Origin of the sequence: Chitinophaga agrisoli (genome assembly GCF_008386695.1) — a bacterium.
Taxonomy (GTDB): domain Bacteria; phylum Bacteroidota; class Bacteroidia; order Chitinophagales; family Chitinophagaceae; genus Chitinophaga; species Chitinophaga agrisoli.
Window position 1 is genome coordinate 2,404,625 of sequence record NZ_VUOC01000004.1, and the last position, 22,527, is coordinate 2,427,151.

19 protein-coding genes and 1 tRNA gene are annotated in these 22,527 nt (G+C 49.6%); 2 read left to right on the forward strand and 18 right to left on the reverse strand.

Features of this window, described 5'->3' with window-relative positions; all coding sequences use genetic code 11:
- Positions 1 to 10 precede the first annotated feature (10 nt).
- Complete coding sequence (locus tag F0L74_RS28595; protein ID WP_149841309.1) at positions 11 to 874, reverse strand: N-acetylglucosamine kinase; 864 nt, start codon at positions 872 to 874, stop codon at positions 11 to 13.
- A 120-nt stretch (positions 875 to 994) separates the two neighbouring features.
- Here F0L74_RS28595 and F0L74_RS28600 point away from each other — a divergent pair, with 120 nt between their 5' ends.
- Positions 995 to 2,599: a S41 family peptidase gene (locus tag F0L74_RS28600; protein WP_149841310.1), complete on the forward strand. Its 1,605-nt coding sequence runs from the start codon at positions 995 to 997 to the stop codon at positions 2,597 to 2,599.
- Positions 2,600 to 2,679: 80 nt separating this feature from the next.
- Here F0L74_RS28600 and F0L74_RS28605 read toward each other — a convergent pair whose 3' ends face one another.
- The 6 genes from F0L74_RS28605 to F0L74_RS28630 all read right to left on the reverse strand — a co-directional run bounded on the left by F0L74_RS28605 (position 2,680) and on the right by F0L74_RS28630 (position 7,794).
- Positions 2,680 to 4,338 carry a serine hydrolase domain-containing protein gene (locus tag F0L74_RS28605; protein WP_149841311.1) on the reverse strand — a complete coding sequence of 553 codons (1,659 nt, stop codon included), beginning with the start codon at positions 4,336 to 4,338 and terminating at the stop codon, positions 2,680 to 2,682.
- A 136-nt stretch (positions 4,339 to 4,474) separates the two neighbouring features.
- A complete protein-coding gene (locus F0L74_RS28610; protein WP_149841312.1) occupies positions 4,475 to 4,681 on the reverse strand; it encodes a hypothetical protein in 207 nt (68 codons plus the stop codon).
- A gap of 110 nt (positions 4,682 to 4,791) precedes the next feature.
- Positions 4,792 to 6,108 (reverse strand): ribosome biogenesis GTPase Der, encoded by a 1,317-nt coding sequence (gene der / locus F0L74_RS28615; RefSeq protein WP_149841313.1) that lies wholly within the window; start codon positions 6,106 to 6,108, stop codon positions 4,792 to 4,794.
- 88 nt (positions 6,109 to 6,196) lie between these two features.
- The gene (gene era / locus F0L74_RS28620; RefSeq protein WP_149841314.1) at positions 6,197 to 7,066 is read right to left on the reverse strand and encodes a GTPase Era; all 870 of its coding nucleotides are present in this window, start codon (positions 7,064 to 7,066) and stop codon (positions 6,197 to 6,199) included.
- Between the two features lie 101 nt (positions 7,067 to 7,167).
- Positions 7,168 to 7,239, reverse strand: a tRNA-Met gene (locus F0L74_RS28625).
- Positions 7,240 to 7,389: 150 nt separating this feature from the next.
- Positions 7,390 to 7,794 (reverse strand): single-stranded DNA-binding protein, encoded by a 405-nt coding sequence (locus tag F0L74_RS28630; protein WP_149841315.1) that lies wholly within the window; start codon positions 7,792 to 7,794, stop codon positions 7,390 to 7,392.
- Positions 7,795 to 8,025: 231 nt separating this feature from the next.
- Here F0L74_RS28630 and F0L74_RS28635 point away from each other — a divergent pair, with 231 nt between their 5' ends.
- Positions 8,026 to 10,401, forward strand: a complete 2,376-nt coding sequence (locus tag F0L74_RS28635) for a TonB-dependent receptor (protein WP_149841316.1) — start codon at positions 8,026 to 8,028, stop codon at positions 10,399 to 10,401.
- A gap of 59 nt (positions 10,402 to 10,460) precedes the next feature.
- Here the strand turns inward: F0L74_RS28635 and argH are convergent, their stop codons facing one another.
- The 11 genes from argH to F0L74_RS28690 all read right to left on the reverse strand — a co-directional run bounded on the left by argH (position 10,461) and on the right by F0L74_RS28690 (position 22,474).
- Positions 10,461 to 11,792 (reverse strand): argininosuccinate lyase, encoded by a 1,332-nt coding sequence (gene argH / locus F0L74_RS28640; protein ID WP_149841317.1) that lies wholly within the window; start codon positions 11,790 to 11,792, stop codon positions 10,461 to 10,463.
- A gap of 4 nt (positions 11,793 to 11,796) precedes the next feature.
- Entirely contained in the window at positions 11,797 to 12,378 is a 582-nt protein-coding gene (locus F0L74_RS28645; protein WP_188316212.1) for a GNAT family N-acetyltransferase, read from the reverse strand.
- Position 12,379: 1 nt separating this feature from the next.
- Positions 12,380 to 13,450, reverse strand: coding sequence for a M20 family metallo-hydrolase (locus F0L74_RS28650; RefSeq protein ID WP_149841319.1), 1,071 nt, complete (start codon positions 13,448 to 13,450; stop codon positions 12,380 to 12,382).
- Positions 13,451 to 13,452: 2 nt separating this feature from the next.
- Positions 13,453 to 14,235: an acetylglutamate kinase gene (gene argB, locus F0L74_RS28655; RefSeq protein ID WP_149841320.1), complete on the reverse strand. Its 783-nt coding sequence runs from the start codon at positions 14,233 to 14,235 to the stop codon at positions 13,453 to 13,455.
- A gap of 9 nt (positions 14,236 to 14,244) precedes the next feature.
- A complete protein-coding gene (locus F0L74_RS28660) occupies positions 14,245 to 15,198 on the reverse strand; it encodes a Rossmann-fold NAD(P)-binding domain-containing protein (protein WP_149841321.1) in 954 nt (317 codons plus the stop codon).
- 57 nt (positions 15,199 to 15,255) lie between these two features.
- Positions 15,256 to 16,383, reverse strand: coding sequence for an aspartate aminotransferase family protein (locus F0L74_RS28665; RefSeq protein WP_149841322.1), 1,128 nt, complete (start codon positions 16,381 to 16,383; stop codon positions 15,256 to 15,258).
- A 71-nt stretch (positions 16,384 to 16,454) separates the two neighbouring features.
- Entirely contained in the window at positions 16,455 to 17,438 is a 984-nt protein-coding gene (gene argC / locus F0L74_RS28670) for an N-acetyl-gamma-glutamyl-phosphate reductase (RefSeq protein ID WP_149841323.1), read from the reverse strand.
- Positions 17,439 to 17,441: 3 nt separating this feature from the next.
- A complete protein-coding gene (gene argG / locus F0L74_RS28675) occupies positions 17,442 to 18,647 on the reverse strand; it encodes an argininosuccinate synthase (RefSeq protein WP_149841324.1) in 1,206 nt (401 codons plus the stop codon).
- Between the two features lie 18 nt (positions 18,648 to 18,665).
- Complete coding sequence (locus F0L74_RS28680) at positions 18,666 to 19,469, reverse strand: GNAT family N-acetyltransferase (RefSeq protein WP_149841325.1); 804 nt, start codon at positions 19,467 to 19,469, stop codon at positions 18,666 to 18,668.
- Between the two features lie 430 nt (positions 19,470 to 19,899).
- Positions 19,900 to 21,984, reverse strand: a complete 2,085-nt coding sequence (locus F0L74_RS28685; protein ID WP_246197848.1) for an alpha-L-fucosidase — start codon at positions 21,982 to 21,984, stop codon at positions 19,900 to 19,902.
- 199 nt (positions 21,985 to 22,183) lie between these two features.
- Positions 22,184 to 22,474, reverse strand: coding sequence for a hypothetical protein (locus F0L74_RS28690; RefSeq protein WP_149841326.1), 291 nt, complete (start codon positions 22,472 to 22,474; stop codon positions 22,184 to 22,186).
- Positions 22,475 to 22,527 lie beyond the last annotated feature (53 nt).

Below are 22,527 nucleotides of genomic sequence, written 5' to 3' on the forward strand. Positions count from 1 at the left end.
TTTTATGGTTTTATTTGCGGCCGGCTTCCTCATGGAACTTTACCAAACCTTCCATGGGGTTGCGCAGCACTGATCCCATCTGCAGCTCGTATAGCTCGCAGAGCGCCTGCAGCACGTCCCGGAAATGCCAGGCCACGCTACCGGTGAAATGCAGGGGGTGGGTCCAGCTTTCGCGGTATTTATAAATATGGTTAAAGAAAAAGTCGTTTAATCCGTCTTCCAGTATGTTCTCCACAATAAAATGCCCCCTGTTCTCCCCCAGGAAAACGGTAAAGCCGGCCAGGTAGCGGTTAGCCATGGGCCTGCGGTATACGTTTTCCAGGATATCGTCCTTGGTGGTATTGTATTTAATGTCAAAGCGGGTCTGCAGTTCTTCGTCAAAGGAGTTGTAGCAATAGTACTGGAGCAGCTTACGGCCCAGGTATGCGCCGCTGCCCTCATCGCCCAAAATAAAGCCCAGACCGGGATTGTTATGGATAACGTCTTTCCCGTCGTAATAACAGCTATTGGAGCCCGTACCCAGTATGCTGGCTATACCGGGGGTATGCTGGCACAGGGCACGCGCAGCGCCCATCAGGTCGTGGGTTACAGCAATGTCCGAATGTGGCCATACGGCGGTGAGGGCCTCCTGGATGATCTGTACGCTTTTGGGCTGGGAACAACCGGTGCCATAATAAAAGATCTCATCTATCTCTACACCGGCAGGCAACTGGGGGCGCAGCTCCTTTTCCAGGATCTCCCGCACCTGGGGAGCATTCAGGAAGTACGGGCTGATACCCTGGGTTTGAAAACGGAAATGCTCCGTTGCCGTGAGCAAGCTCCAATCTGCCTTGGTAGAACCACTATCTGCTATCAGCTTGACCTTTACAGGCATATCCGTTGGTTTATGAAATTAATGAAGCGCAATAGAATTATGCTATTTTTGTCACAATTTAAATAAAACGTAACTACATATACAAATGCTGCTGAAATAAGGGCTCAATACAGGAATATTATGTCAAACAGAAAGCTGAATGTTTTTTTACCCCTCTTATTTGCGATTGTACTGGCGTTGGGAATGTACCTGGGGCACCAGATGCCCGGAGCGCAGGGCGGCGCAACCGCTGTACTTTTTAACCGGGGCAACCGGAGCGCTTTGGAGGAGACCATGGACCTGATAAAGGTAAAATATGTGGATACGCTTAAAGTAGCAGACCTGCAACAGGAGGCTATTGACGGCCTGTTAAGCCACCTGGACCCCCACTCCGTATACATTCCCCCTACCAGCCTGGCAGAGGTGAATGAGGACCTGGAAGGGAATTTTGAGGGTATAGGCGTAGAATTCAATATCACCGCAGATACCGTTAATATCATCTCCGTACTGGCCGGCGGCCCTTCAGAAGCTGCCGGTGTTTTGACCGGGGACAAGATCATCAAGGTGAACGATAGCCTGGTAGCCGGTGACGGCATCACCAACGATAAAATACGTAAGCTGCTGCGCGGCCCCAAAGGATCCGAGGTAAAAGTGACCCTGCTGCGCCAGCAAAAACTGTTGAATGTCAATATTAAACGCGGCGTAATTCCCTTGTTTAGCGTAGATGCGGCCTACCTGTTAACGCCTCAGATAGGTTATATCAAGATCAGTAAGTTCTCCGCCACTACCTACCAGGAGTTTATGGACGCGCTGCGCAAGCTGCAACGGTCAGGCATGCAAAAACTGGTAATTGACCTGCGGCAGAACCCCGGCGGCTTCCTGGATGCAGCCACCCGCATTGCGGACGAGCTGCTGGATGGCGATAAACTGATCCTCTATACGAAAGGTAAAAGCTACCCCCGCTCCGATTATAAATGCGAGAAACCCGGTTTGTTTGAAAAAGGCGCACTGGCCGTACTAACGGACGAAGGCTCTGCCAGCGCCAGCGAAATATTATCCGGCGCTATACAGGATTGGGACCGGGGCGTGATCATAGGCCGCCGCACTTTTGGCAAAGGCCTGGTACAGGAGCAATTTGACCTGAGCAACGGCGGGGCATTACGGTTAACCGTGGCCCGGTATTATATCCCCTCTGGCAGAAGCATTCAGAAATCCTATACCAACGGGCGGGAAGCTTATGATGAGGATATACTTAACCGTTATAACCATGGCGAGCTGGTGAACAAAGACAGCATTAAGCCTACAGATACGGTTCCTTACAAAACCGCCAAAGGAAGGATCGTATACGGTGGCGGCGGCATTACGCCGGATATCTTTATCCCGTTTGATACATCCAGGTTCTCCCCGGTGTTAACCGAGATGTACACACGTAATATCTTCAGCAATTTTGCCTACCAGTATTATAATAATCACCAGGATGAACTGGGCCGCTACAAAAATGCCGGTGATTTCAATAAACAATTCCAGGTAACGAACGACCTGATAAGCGATTTTACCAGCTTTGCGAAAAAGGACAGCATACCGGTAGAACGGATCACTGGCCGGGATGAGGGCGAAATAAGAGAACGCATTAAGACAATGCTGGCCCGCCAGCTTTGGCGTACCGAAGGGTTTTATGAAGTGTTCAATGTAAATGATCCCCTGGTAAAACGGGCGATCACTGAACTGGATAAGACAAAAGACTAAGCAACGACCAAACACGTATAGAAGCAACAGCGGCAGTACCTGGTTTGATACTGCCGCTGTTATTTTGAAGAGACGGGACTTTAATCTATTAGTGCGGGCAAGATATATTCCTGCATCATCTTATCCGCCTGGGGATGCGCATAAGACGCACCATAAGCGCTGGCTGTTATCACCACTACCCAGGGCTGATCTTTGAAAACAAAGATCTTATTGCCCCCATTCCCTGTACAATAAAAGGCCTCATAAGATTTACCTGCAACCGTGTAAGTCTTGTTCCAGAAAAGATAACCATAGTACTCATTGCTGCGGTCAGGCAAGGATTTGTGCCTGGTGAATGTCTGGCTGACCCATGCTGCGGGGATGATCTGGTTACCGTTCCATTTACCGCCATTCTTATACAGCTGGCCATATTTGGCAAAATCCAGCGCGGTCAATTGCAGGCCGCCCGCGGTATTGGGCACCTGTTGCGGGGTATATTGCCATTTGTAATGGGTAATACCTAAGGGTTTGAACAGTTTCTCATCCGCATATTTTTCGAGCCCGCCGGGAACCCGCTTATTTAAAATATCACCCAGCACCACAACGCCGGCCGTGAAATAGTGCCACTGCCCCTTGGGCATGGTGGTATTTACCGGCAGATCAAGCGCGAATTTTACCCAGTTATCTGTAGGATACATATTTTCCTCATTGCCCGGAGAATTATAATCCGCATCATTCCCATCAAAAACTGCGCTCATGGTCAAGAGATCTTTAATGGCCACCTCCTCCTTTATAGCTGTATAATTGGCATAAGCCCGGAGATCATAAAACTCACGCAAAGTCTGCTGCTCATTTTTCAGATAACCTTCCTGGATAGCGATGCCGGTTATGCTACCAGTAAAGGTTTTGCCCACAGAGCGGGGATCATGGAGCGTAGCCCTGCTTTCGCCGTTAAAGTATTCTTCTACCAGCAGCTTGCCGTTACTCAGCACTACAACACCGTTGATCTTTCTAAAGGCCCCGTCTTCAACGTACGCTTTGAGCGCTTTGATCTTGTTGCTGTTAAACTTTTCTGTTGAAGGGACAAGGCCATTGTAAGGCGTAATAGGATTGAGCCGGACCTTTGCCAGATCTACCGCAGGTTTGCGGCGCACCAACAGGGGCAGCTCACCGGCGGCAATGAGCCCGCCCACTTTAATGTTACCATCTATATTAATATAAGGCCTGATCTCCATGCGCAACAAATGTTTTCCCTCGGTGAGGGCGGCATCTCCCCCGTTATTCATGAACCGCTCCCAGAAAGACTGGCTCCAAAGGGCCCATTGGCGCTGGTTATCGATCAGCGGTTTACTGATAGTGGTGGCGGTATCCTGTGCTTTGGCCTGCGGTGCGCCGGGCAGTAAATTGCTCTGGTATACCGGGCGGCCATCTATCAATAAGGCAAACTGATAGTTCCCTTTCTTTACCAGGCTATCTGCCGCAAGGGCCGGGGCCAGCTGGTGCAGGTAGTTGGTCATGGAATTATCCATGAAAACGTTGATGTACAGGCTGGTTTTATTGGTGAGCTCAAAACTGCGCAAAAAGTCCTGCTCCTTTATCTGCGTTACCGGGATCTCAGTAGCGGTGAAAGCTATCTTCCCGGTATTGGCCTGGTGCACAGGAGATATAATACCTTGGTTCTTAACAATATTGTCTGATTGGGCAAAGAGCGGCAACAGCGGTAGCAGTGCCAATAAAAAGGCCAGGAGTTTAGGTCTCATAAGGGATTAAAAAGTTTTATAATCAGCGGAAGACCTAATATACTTATTAAAAATAAAAAAAGCCCTCCCGACAATTAAGTCGGGAAGGCCCATAACTTCTTGCAAGTAAGCTATTTTAAGATAACTTGTCTTACGATTAGTGGTGCGCAGCTGTGTCAGCAGCAGGAGCAGCAGTAGTATCAACAGTAGTAGAATCCATAGCAGGAGTAGCTACTGAATCAACGGGAACAGCTGAAGAATCTACGGTTGTAGTTGTAGAATCAGTTGTAGCTTCAGAAGCACCGCTATTGCAAGCAACAAAGAACATACCTGCAGCGATGGCGAACACGAATAATTTTTTCATACTCTGAAAAGTGATTAGTTTTAAGATCGCGCAAATTTATATAAATAATTTCGAATATAAAATATGTGTTTTTATAATACGTTATTTTATATCCCTTTCCAGCGTGGTTTTTACTTCTTCCGGAAAAATAATTTCAACGGAACCCCCTGAAAATCAAAATTTGCCCGCAATTGATTCTCTAAATAATTTTTGTACGGCTGTTTCACATCATCCGGCAGGTTGCAGAAGAAGGCAAAGGCCGGGGTATATGTAGGCAGCTGCGTAACATATTTAATACGTATAGGCGTACCCCTTACCACCGGAGGGTGGAAGGACTCAATGGCTTTTAACATGATATCATTGAGCTTGGAGGTGGGTATTTTACGCTGACGGTTTTCAAATACGCGCAAAGCTTCCTCTATTGCCTTGAAAATACGCTGTTTATCAGGAACGGAGGTAAAGATGATGGGCACATCGGAGAATGGCGCCAGGCGTTTCTTCAGCTCGTTTTCGTAATCACGGGCTGAGTTGGTTTGCTTATCCTCTACCAGGTCCCATTTGTTTACCAGCACCACGATACCTTTTCCTTTGCGCACGGCCAGGCTAAAGATACTAAGGTCCTGGGCGGTAATACCTTTGGTGGCGTCCAGCATCAGGATACAGATATCTGCCTCGTCCATGGCCTTGATGGCGCGGATCACAGAGTAAAACTCCAGGTCTTCATGCACTTTGGCCTTACGGCGGATACCAGCGGTATCTATCAGCACAAAATCTTTCTGGAACAGCTTATAGTGTGTATGGATCGTATCGCGGGTGGTGCCGGCAATATCGGAAACAATGTTACGCTCCTCCCCTACCAGGGCATTCAGCAGGGATGATTTACCTACATTGGGCTGGCCAATGATGGCTATTTTAGGCAGCTCGCTGTCCTGGGCCTGCGCCTGCAGCTCTTCCGGGATCAGGGCGGCCACTTCATCCAGCAGCTCACCAGTGCCGCTACCTGTAATGGACGAGAGGAAGAAGATCTTCTCAAAGCCCAGGCTATAGAATTCCGTGGCTTCCAGCAGGCGCTCGCTGTTATCTACTTTATTGATGACCACAAACACGGGTTTGGAAGAGCGGCGCAGCATGTCTGCCACCTCTGCATCCAGATCTGTGATACCGGTGGTAACATCACACATAAACAGCAGCACATTGGCTTCTTCCATGGCGATCTTTACCTGTTTGCGGATCTCCCGCTCAAAAATATCTTCACTGTTGGCCACAAAACCGCCGGTGTCTATCACGTTGAAAGTTTTCCCGTTCCAATCGGCAATGCCGTATTGCCGGTCGCGGGTAACGCCGCTCACGTCATCTACGATGGCTTTGCGTTGTTCCAGCAAACGGTTGAACAGGGTGGACTTTCCCACGTTTGGACGACCGACTATGGCTACTGTAAATCCAGACATATGTAATTACAAATTATTAATTACGCATTACGAATGATGACCGAAGTGGTTTAATCCGTAATTCGCAATTTGAAATTGAAAATTGAATTTAATACCCGTATTCCTTCAAATAGGTATCATTATCCCGCCATTTGTTCCTCACTTTCACAAAGAGCTCGAGGAAGACCTTTTGTCCCAGGAATTTTTCTATCTCCTGGCGTGACAGGGTACCCAGCTCGCGGATGGATTTACCTTTCTCGCCCAGGATGATGGCTTTCTGCGTTTCGCGGGTAACCACGATCTCTGCGGAGATCTTGATCAGCGTTTGCTTTTCCTGGAACTGTGAAACAATGACGGTGGTATGATAGGGTATTTCTTCTTCGAATAAAGCAAATATCTTTTCACGGATCATTTCGCCTACAAAGAAGCGTGTAGACTTATCCGTTAAGGTATCTTCCGGGTAGAAGGGCTCGCTTTCCGGCAGCAGGGCAACGATACGGTCCAGCAGGTCGCGGATGCCTTTCTTTTGCACGGCGGCGATGGTGACCACAGCGGCAGCTTTGCCCCAGGCTTCGCACTGGGCCTGTATGGCCTCCAGCTGCTCCTTCATGAGCAGGTCTGACTTGTTAAGCACCAGGATAACGGGTACTTTCAGTTTCAGGGAGTCAAACAGCTCCAGGTTCTCTGCCAGGTTATCTTTTACATCAAGGATGAGCAGGGCAACGTCTGCATCTTCGAGGGCGGACTTTACAGCGCCCATCATTTTTTCGTGCAGGCGGTATTTAGGATCGATGATACCCGGAGTATCTGAGAAGACGATCTGGTAATCCGGGGCGGTGACGATACCGGTAATGCGGTGACGGGTAGTTTGCACCTTGGGCGAGATAATAGCCAGCTTTTCGCCGATGAGGGCGTTCAGCAAGGTGCTTTTACCGGCGTTAGGTTTACCGAAGATGTTTACAAATCCCGCTTTATGCATATTGTTTTGCTGCGATTGGTAAGGAAGGCTGGTGCGACAACTTCCTGTGAATTTACTAAAATAAAAAAAGCCGAATTACTTCGGCTCTTTAATTGTTTTTGTAGCGAGGAGAGGATTCGAACCTCTGACCTTCGGGTTATGAGCCCGACGAGCTACCTCTGCTCTACCTCGCAATGTGGGTGCAAAGGTAAGGGACGGATTCATTAACGCCAAATCTTTTTTGAAAATAATGGCATTTTATTTTTCTGCGCACAAATGAGGGCGTTTATAAAATACGAGAGGCCGGCTCCTTCAGGACGCCGGCCTCTCGTATTGTAGAAGGATCAGAACGGTAGTTCGTCCTCCGGTTCCCGCATAGGGTCTGTACCCGTAGCGTCCGTTTCATCTGCTGGCTGGCGTCGCATCTCGTCGCGGCGGCCACCGCTTAACAGCTGGATGTTGTACACGCGCAGGCGCAGTTGTGGTACGCTTATCCCTACGTTATTGCTGTACACATCCGGCACGGGCGTACCTTCTACATACACCTGCGTACCCTGTGTAAGATACGGCGTCAGGTTTTCGCGCTCCCATAACGAGCAGTCAACCCAGGTGGTCTTCTCCTGCGATATGCCCTGCTGGTTCCTGAAGCGCTCTGTATGCGCTACGCTGAACCCGAGTACTGATTTGCCGTTTGCTTCTCTCTGTACGGCGTCTTTGCCCAAATAGCCAATAAGCTGCAATTTGATCATCAGATAAAATTTAAGCGGTTGGTTAATAAATAAAACGTTTGAGAATTTGGAGAGAAGTGCGAACGGAAGTTAGAACAAAATTGTTACCCCGAAAAATATTTTCTTTTTTTAATCGCCATGGCTATACCTTTGCGGGGATAACAATCAATTCGGGGTGCCTTACTATCAGGCTGAGATCACACCCGTTGAACCTGTGACCAGGTAATGCTGGTTAGGAAAAAAACATACCTGATGAAACATATACTTCTTTTGTGGCTGCTTTGCAGCAGCACTGTGCTATATGCACAAAATTCCCTTGAGGGCGTGGTAAAGGATAAAGCTACCAGCGCTGTAATACCAGGCGTTTCCATCACTATTGCAGGCAGCAGCGCCGGAACGCAGACCGATGCTAATGGCCATTACAAGCTAACAGTGCCTGCCAAAGGCAGCTACCGTTTACAGGCCAGTTTCCTGGGCTACCGTACTTTTACAGCAACCTTAACGGCGGCTGCATCCCCCTCCACCCATAACATAGAACTGGAGCATATTGGCCTGTTTGTACAACCGGTGGAGATCACCAGTCTGCGCGCCGGTAAAAATGCACCCTTTACCAGCTCTACCCTGGATGCGGAAGAGATCAAAAAGCAGAACCTTGGACAAGACCTGCCCATGCTGCTAAATCAACAGCCTGGCGTAGTAACCGCCTCCGATGCGGGTAATGGTATAGGATACACCAACCTGCGCGTACGTGGTTCTGATATTACGCGCATTAATGTTACCATGAACGGCATTCCGCTGAACGACGCAGAATCTGCAGGCACCTTTTTCGTAGACCTGCCAGACCTGGCTTCCTCCGTAAACAGCATACAGCTGCAACGGGGCGTAGGCACCTCTACCAATGGCGCCGGCGCTTTTGGCGCTACGTTGAACCTCAGCACCAACGAATTCCGGGATAAGGCCTATGGAGAGATCAGCAACAGCTACGGCTCCTTTAACAGCTGGAAACACACTGTAAAGGCCGGCAGTGGCTTGATCAACGATCACTTTACGATAGATGCGCGCCTGTCTAAAATAAACTCTGACGGTTATATTGACCGCGCTACTTCCGACCTGCGCTCTTTCTATACCTCTGCAGCCTATATCTCTAAAAAGACGGCTATCCGCCTGAATATATTCTCCGGTACGGAAAAGACCTACCAGGCCTGGTACGGCGTACCGGAAGCGCTGCTGGAAACAGACCGTACCAATAATCCTGCGGGCACAGAGAAACCAGGCACGCCTTATGATAATGAGACAGACAACTATCAACAGGACCATTACCAGCTATTCCTGAACCAGGAGATCAACAGTCATCTGAACTTTAACGTAGCGTTGCACTACACCAAAGGACGCGGCTACTACGAGGAATATAAAACGAAACAGGCGTTTGCGGATTATGGCCTTACCCCTCCGGAGATCAATGGCGCCCCGGTGGATACAACAGAGCTGGTACGCCAGCTTTGGCTGGACAATGATTTCTATGGCACCGTATTCTCCGTGAACGGCACGGGCTCCCGTCTGAACTGGAGCCTGGGCGGCGGCTGGAACCGCTATGAGGGCGGGCATTACGGCAAGATCATCTGGGCACAGTACGATATAGATAAAGACCGCCGCTATTATGATGTAGATGCTGATAAAAACGATTTCAATATTTACTGGAAAGGCGAGTTTAAAGTAACCGAAGCCCTGCGCCTGTTTGCCGATCTTCAATACCGTAATGTGCAGTTTAACATCAATGGGTTTGAAGATAATCCTGAACTTATACAAAATAACACCTACAATTTCTTTAACCCTAAAGCAGGCGTATACTATTACCTGAATGACCGCAGCCAGCTCTATGCTTCGTTTGCTATTGGCAATAAGGAGCCCAACCGGGATGATTTTGAAGCAGGTCAGGATCAAACGCCGCAGCATGAAACGCTGCGAAATGTGGAAGCCGGTTACAGCTTCCGTAACAGCCGTTTTAGCTTACAGGGTAATGTATATTACATGAACTACAAGAACCAGCTGGTACAAACCGGTAAGCTGAATGATGTAGGCGCGTATACGCGCACTAACATTCCTAAAAGCTACCGCGCCGGCATAGAACTGGTGGGCAGCGTACGTTTCAACAAGGTATTCTCCTTTACGGCTAACGGGGCTTTCAGCCAGAATAAAGTAAAGGATTATACCGCCTACCTGGATAATTGGGACACCTTTGGACAGGACACCGTACATTTCGGTAACACGGATATTTCCTTCTCCCCCAGCGTGGTGGCAGGTTATACATTCACCATCAAACCGGTGAAGGAATTGGATATTGACATCCTGGGCAAATATGTAAGCCGGCAGTTCCTGGATAACACAGGTTCTGATGACAGAAGCCTGGACGCTTATTATACCAACGATGTGCGTTTGCGGTATGCGGTACCACAGCGGTTATTTAAAGAGCTGAGCGTACAGGTAATGGTAAATAATGTATTCAATACGAAATATGAACCGAATGGTTCCACTTATCTGAGCGTATCGGGAGGAGAAAGGGTATCTGACAATTACTATTATCCTATGGCGGGAACGAATTATATGGTGGGGTTGACAGTAGGGTTTTAATAACATATTAAACACTGTAAAAAAAGAGACTGGCGGGCCAGTCTCTTTTTTATTTATCCTTACTGTAAAAGCTTTGCAACAGCGGCATCTACCTGCTCAAAGGGAAACCCTTTCAGCACATTCTCCATCAGCGCATTCACCTGTTCTGTACCCAGGTTACCAATACTGCCGGCATGGGTATGATGTACGGCTTTTTCCGGAACAAAGGTCCCTTTTTCAATATCCAGGCCCACTTGTTTGTACGCTTCCCGGAATGGCACGCCTTCGAGTACCAGTTTGTTCACTACTTCTACGCTAAAGAGGTAACGATACTTCTCATCATCAAGGATATTTTCCTTCACCTGCATATTTTCCAGCATAAGACCAGCCATCTGCAGGCAGTTACGCAGTGTTTGGAACGCCGGGAAAAGGTTTTCTTTCAATAGCTGCAGATCACGATGGTAACCGGAGGGCAGGTTGGTGGTCATCATGGCTATCTCGTTGGGCAGCGCCTGCAGCTTATTGCCATAGGAGCGGATCAGTTCCCATACGTCCGGATTCTTTTTATGCGGCATGATACTGGAGCCGGTGGTAAGCTCGTCCGGGAAGCTGATGAAGCCAAAGTTCTGATTCATGAACAAACAGGCGTCCATCGCCATTTTAGCCAGGGTAGCGCCCAGGCCGGCCAATGCAAAGGCCACAATCTTCTCCGTTTTACCACGCCCCATCTGCGCGTATACTACGTTATAGTTCAGCGCATCAAAACCCAGTAATTGGGTCGTCAACTCACGATCCAGGGGAAACGAAGAGCCATAACCCGCAGCAGAGCCCAGCGGGTTTTTGTTTACCACTTTATAGGCGCCCTGTAATATGGTAAGATCATCCACCAGGCCCTCTGCGTATGCACCCAGCCAAAGCCCAAAGGAGGATGGCATAGCAATTTGCAGATGGGTATAACCAGGCATCAGATGATCGCGGAACTGCACGCTTTTTTGCTGCAACAGATCAAACAGGGTTTTGACGTCCTGTACCAGGGTTTGCAATTCGTGGCGGAGGAACAGCTTCAGGTCTACCAGCACCTGGTCGTTACGGGAACGGCCGCTGTGGATCTTTTTGCCTACCTCACCCAGCCTGCGCGTAAGCAGCAGCTCTACCTGGGAATGTATATCCTCCACCCCTTCTTCAAGGCTGAATTGCCCATCCCGGATCTCTTTGTAGATCTGTTTTAGTTCCTTTTGCAGGATGGATAGCTCATCTGCAGTAAGCAGGCCTATCTTTTCCAGCATGGTGGTATGCGCCAGGGAACCCAGCACATCAAAGGGCGCCAGGTAGGCGTCCATTTCCCGGTCTCTGCCTACCGTGAAGGTTTCCACTGCGGCGAGGGAGGATTTATCTTTTTGCCAAAGCTTCATACTATCAAAAATTATATTTAGCGAATACCCGCTGTTTCACTTCCGGCCATTCTTCCTTCAGGATGCTGAAATAAACGGTATTACGCAGCCTGTTGCCGGGTACGATCATATGGTGGCGGAAGATGCCTTCCTGCGTGCAGCCTATACTCCTGATGGCGTTGCGGGACTGTGTATTCAGCTCATCTGTTTTTAACTCTATGCGGTTCAGGCCCATCACTTCAAAACCATATTGCAACATAGCATACTTCATGGCCTTGTTAAGGCCGGAGCCATGCAGCGTGGTATCTATCCAGGTGGCGCCAATCTCCGCGCGTTTGTGTACAGGAACAACGGCCATAAAGCGGGTACAGCCAGCCGCACGGTTGGCCTGTTTATCAAAGATGAGGAAAGGAATTGACTCCTGCCGCTCTCTTTCGCCCACCGCTTTGGTGATGTATTGCTCCAGCTCACTCTGCTGCGTAATGGTCTGAATCCCCCATTTCCACAACGGCGGTTGTACTGCTACCGGCAGCAGCGTTTCCACATCCGCTGGTTGCAGGGGACGTAATAACACGCGTTTGTTTTCCAACACAGGATAAAAGTCCATCTTATAAAATTTCTTCCAGTAATTTAATATAAGTATCAATACCGTCGCGGATCTCATGCAGGTGAATGTATTCATCTGCCGTATGAGAGCGCGCAGAGTCTCCAGGACCAATCTTAATGGAAGTAGCCGGAATAAGCGCCTGATCTGATGTGGTAGGCGAGCCATACCATGTTTTGCCCATGCGGATGCCTGCCTGCACAATAGGATGATCCAACGGAATACCGGAAGGCCGCATACGCATGGAACGGGGTGTTACGGTGCAGCTTACATGCTGCTGCACGGTAGCCAGGATCTCTTCCAGCGTATATTTATCTGTTGCCCGCACATCTACTACAAAAGAACAATCTGCCGGCACTACATTGTGCGCCTTATTGGAAGTGTTGATCACGGTCACGGACATCTTTACCGGTCCCAGTGTTTCAGATACTTCCGGGAACTGATACTGGCTGAACCAGCTGATATCAGCCATGGCTTTGTAGATCGCGTTCTCCCCTTCATTGCGGGCCGCATGGCCTGCTTTGCCATGGCTCACACAATCCAGCACCATCAGGCCTTTTTCTGCGATAGCCAGCTGCGTTTGCGTAGGCTCGCCAACGATGGCCAGCGTTACAAGCGGCAGCATAGCCAGGATGCTTTCAATGCCATTTACGCCGCTGATCTCCTCCTCTGCCGTAGCCGCCAGCACCAGGTTATGACGCAGCTGCTCAGCAGGCCGGTCATAGAAATGCCGGAAAGCCGCAATGAGGCTTACCAGGCAGCCACCGGCATCATTACTGCCAAGACCATACAAGGTATCATTCACTACATCCGGGCTAAAAGGATCGCGGGTATATTGCGGGTTAGGTTTAACGGTATCGTGATGGGAGTTGAGCAGGATGGTGGGCTTAGCGGGATCAAAGTTCCTGTTCTGCGCCCACACATTATAGCCATGCTGCTGATAAGGAATGCCATTCTCTTCCAACAGGCCGGCAATGAGCTTTGCCGTGCCTTCTTCCTCCCGGCTGAAGGAGGGCGTGGCGATCATTTGCTGCAATAACTTCACTGCATCCTCATATAGCTGTTGGTTCCACATAGTTAGCGTATTAAAGTACCCGCTACGGTAGCGGTGGTATTACTGCGCACATCTGCCGCGTGGCCAATAAGCACTTCCTTCACGCCGCTTTCGATGGCGGCAAAGGCATTATCCAGCTTGGGCAAAATGCCGTCTGACAGCGCTTTTTGCTCCATCAGCTGTGCATATACAGTACGGTCGATCAGGTTGATCACAGAATCATCGTCTTGCGCATCGCGCAGCACACCTTTTTTCTCAAAGCAGTAGATAAGCCGTACCTTGTAATGGGCAGAGAGCGCAATGGCCAGGGAGGAGGCAATGGTATCCGCATTGGTATTCAGCATCTGCCCCTGACCATCATGTGTAAGCGGCGCGAACACCGGCGTAAGACCGGCATCCAGCATAGCTTTAAGCGGCCCTACCTGCAGCCTTGCGGGATCAATATCGCCCACAAAACCATAGTCTATCTGTTTTACAGGACGTTTTACGGCAGGTATCACATTCGCATCCGCTCCGGTCATTCCAATAGCATTACATCCCAGGGCCTGCAATTTGGCTACCAGCTGTTTATTTACCAGGCCGCCATATACCATGGTCACCACATCAATAGTGGCAGCATCTGTGATACGGCGCCCATCCACATACTTTGACTCAATACCCAGCTGGTCCCCGATGCGGGTAGCGATCTTTCCACCGCCATGGATCAGGATCTTAGGGCCCTGAATGGCGGTAAGATCCTGCAGGAAAGACTGCAGCAGCACCGGGTTGTCAATTACATTCCCACCTACTTTAATGACGAAGAGCATATCTGTTGATCAACTGTTTTTTAATATCTCGCTCAGCACTGCCTGGGCTGCCCACACGCGGTTGCCCGCCTGTTTGATCACGATGGACTGCGGCCCGTCCAGCACCTCATCTGCAATCACCACATTCCTTCTTACCGGCAGGCAATGCATTACTTTGGCCTGTGCGGTATGCTGCAGCTTCTGGTTGGTCACCATCCAGCTGCTGTCTGTGCTGATAATGTTGCCATAGTCGCTGTAGGAAGACCAGTTCTTCACATAAACAAAGTCCGCGCCTTCCAGGGCTTTATCCTGGTTATACTCAATGGGCGCATTACCGGTGAACTTAGGATCCAGCTCGTAGCCTTTGGGATGCGTGATCACAAAGTCTGCTTCGCCCCAGGCGTTGATCCACTGCGCAAAAGAGTTAGGTACGGCCTGCGGCAGCGCTTTTACATGCGGCGCCCAGGTCATTACCACCTTTGGTTTGCGGGGCTGCTGCCAGTGCTCACGGATGGTGATCACATCCGTTAAGCTCTGCAAAGGATGCAGGGTAGCGCTTTCGAGGCTTACTACCGGCACGCCCGCGTATTTAATGAACTGGTTTATATATTTCTCCGTATAGTCCTCTTCTTTATTCTTCAGGCCCGGAAAGGTACGTATGGACATAATGTCGAAATACTGTCCCATTACGGCGGCGGCTTCCTTCACATGTTCGGTGGTATTACCGCTCATGATGGCGCCGTCATTCATTTCCAGCTGCCAGCCTTCCTTGTCGATATTAAACACCACTACTTCCATACCCAGGTTCCTTGCCGCTACCTGCGAGCTTAACCGGGTACGTAAGCTGGGGTTCAGGAATATCATTCCCAAAGTTTTGTTTGTGCCCAAAGACTTGTCCCTGAAGGGATTGTGCTTGTAATCCAGCGCTATGTCCACCAAACGCGGGACACCCGGCACATCTTCTACCGAGATAAATTGTTTCATGCGTTTAATACTTGTTAGAATGTTAGCCGTCAGCTGACGAGCAGCCGACGGCTCCAATTATTTTGAAAGTTCCTCTTTGATCGCAGTAAGGAACTGATCGGCGTGGGCCTGTGTGAGCGCCAGGGAAGGCAGCAAACGGATCACATTTGGTTTGGCTTCGCCGGTAAATATCTTATGCTTGAATAATAACTCTTTACGTACATGGGCCAGCTCTTCCGGCAGCTCAATGCCGATCATAAGGCCACGGCCTCTTACTTCTTTTACCTTAGGCATGCCTTTTAACTGCTCCATCAGGTAATTACCTATAGTGGCTGCGTTCTGTATCAGCTGCTCCTGCTCTATCACTTCCAGCACGGCCAGGGCAGCTGCGCAGGCCAGGTGGTTGCCGCCAAAGGTGGTGCCCAGCAGGCCATAAGAAGCCTGTATATGCGGGGCGATAATGATGCCGCCAATAGGGAAACCATTGCCCATGCCTTTGGCCATGGTGTAAATATCTGCATTTATACCGGCATAATCATGGGAATAGAATTTGCCGCTGCGCCCGTAGCCGCACTGCACGCTGTCTGCAATAAACACGGCGTTAAACGTATCGCAAAGGCTTCTGATCTTACGCAGGAAGCTTTCGCTGGCTACATTGATACCGCCAACGCCCTGGATACCTTCTATGATCACAGAAGATACTTCGTACTGCTTAAAAGCTGCTTCCAGCGCGGCTTCATCCTGCCAGGGCAGGAATACTACGTTCTCTGTTTCATTTACCGGCGCTACTATCTTGGGGTTATCCGTTGCGGCTACGGCCAGGGAAGTACGGCCGTGGAAAGATTTGCGGAAAGCGATGATCTTCTTTTTGCCGTTGTGGAAAGAAGCCAGTTTTAATGCATTCTCGTTGGCTTCTGCACCGGAATTGCAGAGGAACAGCTGGTAATCTTCCTTGCCGGATATTCTGCCTAATTTTTCCGCCAGTTGCTGCTGTAATGGGATCTTAATAGAATTGGAATAGAATCCTACTTTCTGTAGCTGATCTGTGAGGCGCTTTACATAATGCGGATGGGTATGGCCAATGGAGATCACTGCGTGGCCGCCATAGAGATCCAGGTATTGCGTACCTTTATCGTCCCATACATTAGAGCCGGCGCCTTTTTCAATGGTAATATCGTTGATCGGATAAACGTCGAAGAGCTTCATTATTGTTTTACTTGGCGGCAGCCTTACGGCCGCCGGATGGAAAGAGATAATTTAACGATGTATGGGTCACGCTAAAATACGATAGACTTCAGCTTTAACCCGGCTGTTTCCTCCAGCCCAAATACCAGGTTCATATTCTGCACTGCTTGTCCTGATGCGCCTTTCAGCAGGTTATCCGCGATGGTGTGAACGATCAGTTTGGTCCCTACTTTTTCCAGCTGTACCAGGCATTTGTTGGTATTCACCACCTGCTTCAGGTCAATCTGGTTCTCGCTTACATGCGTAAAAGGATGCGTTGCATAATATGTTTTGTACAGTTGTAACGCCTGCTCCAGCGAGAGGTCGCTTTCCTGGTAGGAAGTTACCCAGATGCCTCTTGGATAGTCGCCCCGTACCGGCACAAAGTTCACATGCTCAGTAAAGGAAGGCTGCAACAACTGTAAGCTTCGTCGGATCTCTTTCAGGTGCTGATGGGCGAGCACCTTGTAGGTAGATACGTTATTGGCCCGCCATGTAAAATGGGTAGTGGACTGCAGGCTCTGGCCGGCGCCGGTGGAGCCGGTAATGCCGGTGGTATGTATTTCGCCGAGCAGTCCGGCCTTGGCCAGGGGCAATAAGCCCAATTGTATAGTAGTGGCAAAACAGCCAGGATTGGCAATGTTCTGCGCGGTCTGTATCTTTTCCCTTTGCAATTCCGGCAAGCCGTATACGAATTCCCTGCCGGGAAGACTTTCACCCAGGCGGAAATCCTGGCTCAGGTCTATCACTTTTATGTTCAGCGGGATTGGATTTGCTTCCAGGAACTTCTTCGCTTCTCCATGGCCCAAACAAAGGAACAGCACCTCTATATCATGACTAAGCTGATCTGTAAAGGCGAGGTCCGTATCACCCAGCAGGTCGCTATGTACGGCATGCAAAGGGTTACCCGCATTGCTGCGGCTGTGCACAAATGCGATCTCCACATTAGGATGATTCAGGAGGATCCTGATCATTTCCCCGCCGCCATAACCTGCGCCGCCTATAATACCTGCCCGGATGTTTTTGTTGTTTGCCATGCCTTACGCTTTTTTACCCTGTTCGTCATTTACCTGGTGCCAGATCATTGTCTGGTTACCGAAGATCTTGCTGAAGCCCCTTACGTCTTCGCCGCTCCAGCCGCTGTTCATTTCGCCATACTTACCAAACTTGCTGCTCATCAGATCGTAGGACGATTCGATACCGGTTACCTGGAAGCGGTAAGGCAGCAGTGTTACAAACACCTTGCCGGTTACCTGCTGCTGCGCGCTTTCAAGGTAAGCTTCAATATCGCGCATAACAGGGTCCAGGATCTGGCCTTCATGCAGCCAGTTGCCATAGAACTGTGCCAGCTGGTCTTTCCAGCTTAACTGCCATTTGGTAAGCACGTGTTTTTCCAGGGCGTGATGCGCTTTGAGGATCACTACGGGTGCGGCCGCTTCAAAACCTACCCGGCCCTTGATACCGATGATGGTATCGCCCACATGTATATCGCGGCCAATGGCAAAAGCCCCTGCGATGGATTGTAAATATTGAATGGCTTCCGTGGGATGACCAAAAGATTTGTCATTTACGCCCACCAGCTCTCCTTTTTTAAAGTGGAGGGTTACCTGTTCCGGCTCCTGCTTTGTTAATTGCGTAGGGAAAGCAGATTCCGGCAGCATACCATTGGAAGTAAGGGTTTCCTTACCGCCTACAGAAGTGCCCCAGATACCTTTGTTGATGGAGTACATGGCTTTTTCGAAATTCACCTGTACTCCTTTTGACTGCAGGTAGGAGATCTCCTCTTCGCGGCTGAGCTTCATATCCCGGATGGGGGTAATGATCTCTACGCCGGGGATCATGATATGAAAGATCATATCAAACCGTACCTGGTCGTTACCGGCGCCGGTGCTGCCGTGCGCTACGGCGGTGGCGCCCACCTCTTTCACATATTCTGCAATGGCCAGGGCCTGGCTCATCCGCTCCGCGCTTACGCTCAGGGGATAAGTATTATTCTTGAGCACATTACCAAATACCAGGTATTTGATCACCTTATCATAATAAGACCGTACGGCATCTACCGTTTTGTGGCTTTTTACTCCCAGGTTATATGCGCGCTTTTCTATTTCCTGTAATTCCTCAGCGGTAAAGCCGCCGGTATTTACGATCACAGAATGCACTTCATATCCTTTTTCTTCTGTGAGATATTTAACACAGTAGGAAGTATCAAGTCCTCCGCTAAATCCCAGTACTACTTTCTTACTCATTATGACGAATAGTTATTGTTAAAAAAGATTGAATAAAAAGAACTTCTTCTTGTAATGGCTGGCAGCGCCGCCATTGTCTTTGCGGCTATTTAGCAGCACATATCTTTTGTAGCGCAGCCATCGTTCAAACAGGCGGAAGTTCTCCTTAAAGGCCCGCTGTTTTTTCTGCTGACGCATATCGCCGGTTGCGGCTACCATTAGCTGGGGCTGCATTTCCGGCGCCGGCTCGTTAAGCGCCTCCGCCTTTTCCCGGGCCACCCGCTCTTCTTCGTCCTTCTGCTTTTGCACGGGATCGTAGAGCATGGCGGTACACAGGCAGTTTTTACGGCCTTTGGCGGTCAGGATGTCAAAGTTCACACAGCTGCGGCAGCCTTTCCAGAATTCCTCATCATCCGTAAGCTCAGAATAGGTAACGGGCTCGTAGCCCAGTTCGGAGTTGATCTTCATCACGGCCAGGCCGGTAGTAAGACCAAATATCTTGGCGTCAGGGTATTTTTCCCTGGACAGTTCGAAGATGCGATGTTTAATGGATTTGGCCACGCCATGCCCGCGGAAGGCGGGATTGACGATCAGACCGGAGTTAGCCACGAATTTCCCATGCCCCCAGGCTTCTATGTAGCAAAAACCTACCCAGTCACCCTGTTCCGTAACAGCGATCACTGCCTTGCCCTCTTCCATCTTCAGTTTCACGTATTCCGGAGAGCGTTTGGCTATACCAGTTCCACGGGCTTTAGCAGAAGACTCCATCTCGTCGGTGATGGTTTTGGCATAATGCGCATCGTCGGGAGTGGCTACCCTAACGATAATATGTTGATTTTCCAACTTGCGTAAATTGAAAAAAGTGAATCAATAAATATTAAAAAGCTTCCTCTTTGGGAGAAAATTGTTCACCAATGATGGGGGAATATCATTGTGCGATAGCGTGCCGTTGGGTAAGACAGGCGCTATCAAATACGAGGTCGTCGGGAAAGATATCTGAAGACATTAAACCCAATAGAGTACATGCCTTCCATCAGAGAAGGATGATATGCAGAGATGTTGGTATGGGTTGTCGTATTTTCCAACTTCAGTTCAGCATTAAATTGTTAAAAAACTGTCTTTCGATTTAATTCCCCGCAAAATTATAACATATATATTATAATTCAGGAAAATTTTTGCAGCTGACAATACTTTAACATATCCGAAAGAAGAAGGGTTGCACCTGCGCTTGCCTGCAGGCACAACCCATTAAAAATGAACGATATACAGTCTACTATTTCGTCAGCACTTCCAATTCGGCAATGCTTGCGTTATGATCGGTTTCTTCAGCCGGCTCCAGGGCTACGATCCGGATATAACGGCCGCTTACGGGCGCATTGAACCGGATCACCTGCCGGATGGGATTGTTACGGATATTGCCAAATGCGCCGGCGGATACGGGCTGGCCCCACTCCTTCCCATCGTTACTTACGTAAAACGCATACTTGTAGAAGGTGCCGGTGTTGCCATGTACGTCCCGGTGCGGGGTATATGCAAAACCTTTGAGGCTGAGGGTCTCACCCAGGTCTACCTGCAGCTCATGCGGGTAGCTGGCGCTGGCGTTGTGGCCGGTAGACCAATAAGAGCCTTCGTTGGCGTCTATGGCACGGCCGGCATTGTCCTGGCCCCCATCTGCAAATAGCACTTTCCATTTGGCGGGAGAGATATCCATATGCGCAATGACAGCCGGGCTGGCTTTTTTGCCATTATCAACAAAGGCTTTTGCCGTTACAACGCCACCCTGGGGCAGCGCAAAAGGCTGCGTATAGCGGGGAGAGCTGAAAACAGGCTCTGTGCCGTCTGTTGTATAATGCAGCTCCGGGTCCGGAGAGGCGCAGCTGATGGACACCATACCTTCCCTGTCGCGTTTGATCTCCGGAGAAGCCAGCAGGTCCGGCGCCTGGTACAGCTGTACTTCGCTGATGAGCGGACAGGCTTTGGCGTCTGCGACCAGTACCTTCACTTTGCTGGTGGTGGTATTGGGCAGGCGCAGGATGCGTTTGTGACCGATCGTGGTTTCCTTAGCTATTTCCTTAAAAGCGCCATTTTCCCATACTTCCACGGTAAAGGCTTTTACGCGCTGACCCAGTGGCGTGTACTCCTGTAACACGATCCTGTTAAAGGATACCGGCTGGGGAAACTCCAGGGTAATTGCGCCCTGGGTTACATTATCAGGCGTAGCCCAATAGGTTTTGTTATTGCCATCCACCAGATTACGGGCGTTTACGGCCGGGTTATCCTTGCGGGTGTCTGTAACGGATACCTTCGCTTTGCGGGCCAGGTTGGTCTTATAGGTCTCATCCAACAGGCGGCGGAACTCCATCAGGCGGGTAGAGTCGTTGGCATGGATACGCCCGCGCCTGTCTACAGGCACGTTCAGCAGCAGGTTGCTGTTACGGCCTACAGAAGCATTATAGATCTCCAGCAGCTCTGCCAGGCTTTTTACTTTATCATTGGTAGCATCGCTGTAAAACCAGCCGGCGCGTACAGAAACATCGCATTCTGCGGGCACCCATTTTTCGCCGTCTTCCTGGCCGGTGTTCAGCGTGGTAAGAGAAGGCGCTTTTTTACCCGGTTCATAACCAGCTATGTTGATGGTGCTCCAGTTGGTAGTACCCGCAAAACCATCTTCATTGCCTACCCAGCGGCAGCCAGGGCCAATATCACTGAAGATGATCGCGCTGGGTTGTTTGCGCAATACCGTATTATTGAAGAGAGACCAGTCATATACCTGTTTCTTGCCATTGGGACCTTCGCCATTAGCGCCATCAAACCACTGTTCGAATACAGGGCCGTAGTTGCCCAGCACCTCATTGAGCATATTCACAAATACCTGGTTATACTCCGGCGTACCGTAGGCAGGATGGTTACGGTCCCAGGGAGAAAGGTACACGCCAAACTTAAGGCCATACTCCTTACACGCGGCGGAGAGCTCCTTCAGCACGTCGCCCTTTCCATTTTTCCAGGCGCTTTCCCGCACGGTATGGGTGCTGTATTTGCTGGGCCACAGGCAGAAGCCGTCGTGGTGTTTGGCGGTGATGATAATACCTTTCATACCGGCCAGCTTGGCGGTACGCGCCCATTGGCGGGCATCCAATGCGGTAGGGTTGAAGATCCTGGGATCTTCGTTGCCTTGCCCCCATTCCCGGTCCGTAAAGGTGTTAGGCCCGAAATGGATGAACATGTAGTATTCCATGTCCTGCCAGTTCTGCTGGGCTTTAGTAGGCAGGGCGCCGTACGGCTTGATGACGGTTTGCGCATTGGCAGCGAGGCTGCTGATGACGCAGGCGGTAATGAATAGTGATAGTTTTTTCATCATACACTGTTGGTGATGCGTGTTATGCTTATAAAAATAGTGTAGGATAAAGATAAGAAGGGAATAATGGAGAAAATCAATGCAGGATATGGTAAAAAGGTGTTAGTGGGTACTGCTATATAGAAAGATAATGGGTTGACGCTGTTCCTAACGGGGATTGTACAATATTTAATTTAAGGTGCGAAAGCCTTTTGGATACTGATTACAATTTAATCGGCGGGGTTCTGAATGGCACCCATTCTGCAATTCTTTCAATCTCACCTTCTATGACGCAAAGCCTTCTATCCACGGATTCCAACAAGAGATTGTTGACGCCCAGCTTTATGTCAAAGTCGTTCATGCGCTTATCAAAGCCGTACATGCGCTGTTCCAATCCATCCATTCGTCTATCTAATCTGTCCATTCGCAGTTCTAGCCCATCCATTCGCCGGTTGAAGCCAGTTTCCATTGAGTCTAATCTCGCTACGATAATGTCTAAAGTACTTGTTTCCATTCTGCTATTTTTTGGTTAATGCTAAGATATTTAGTTCTCAAACATCCACCAAA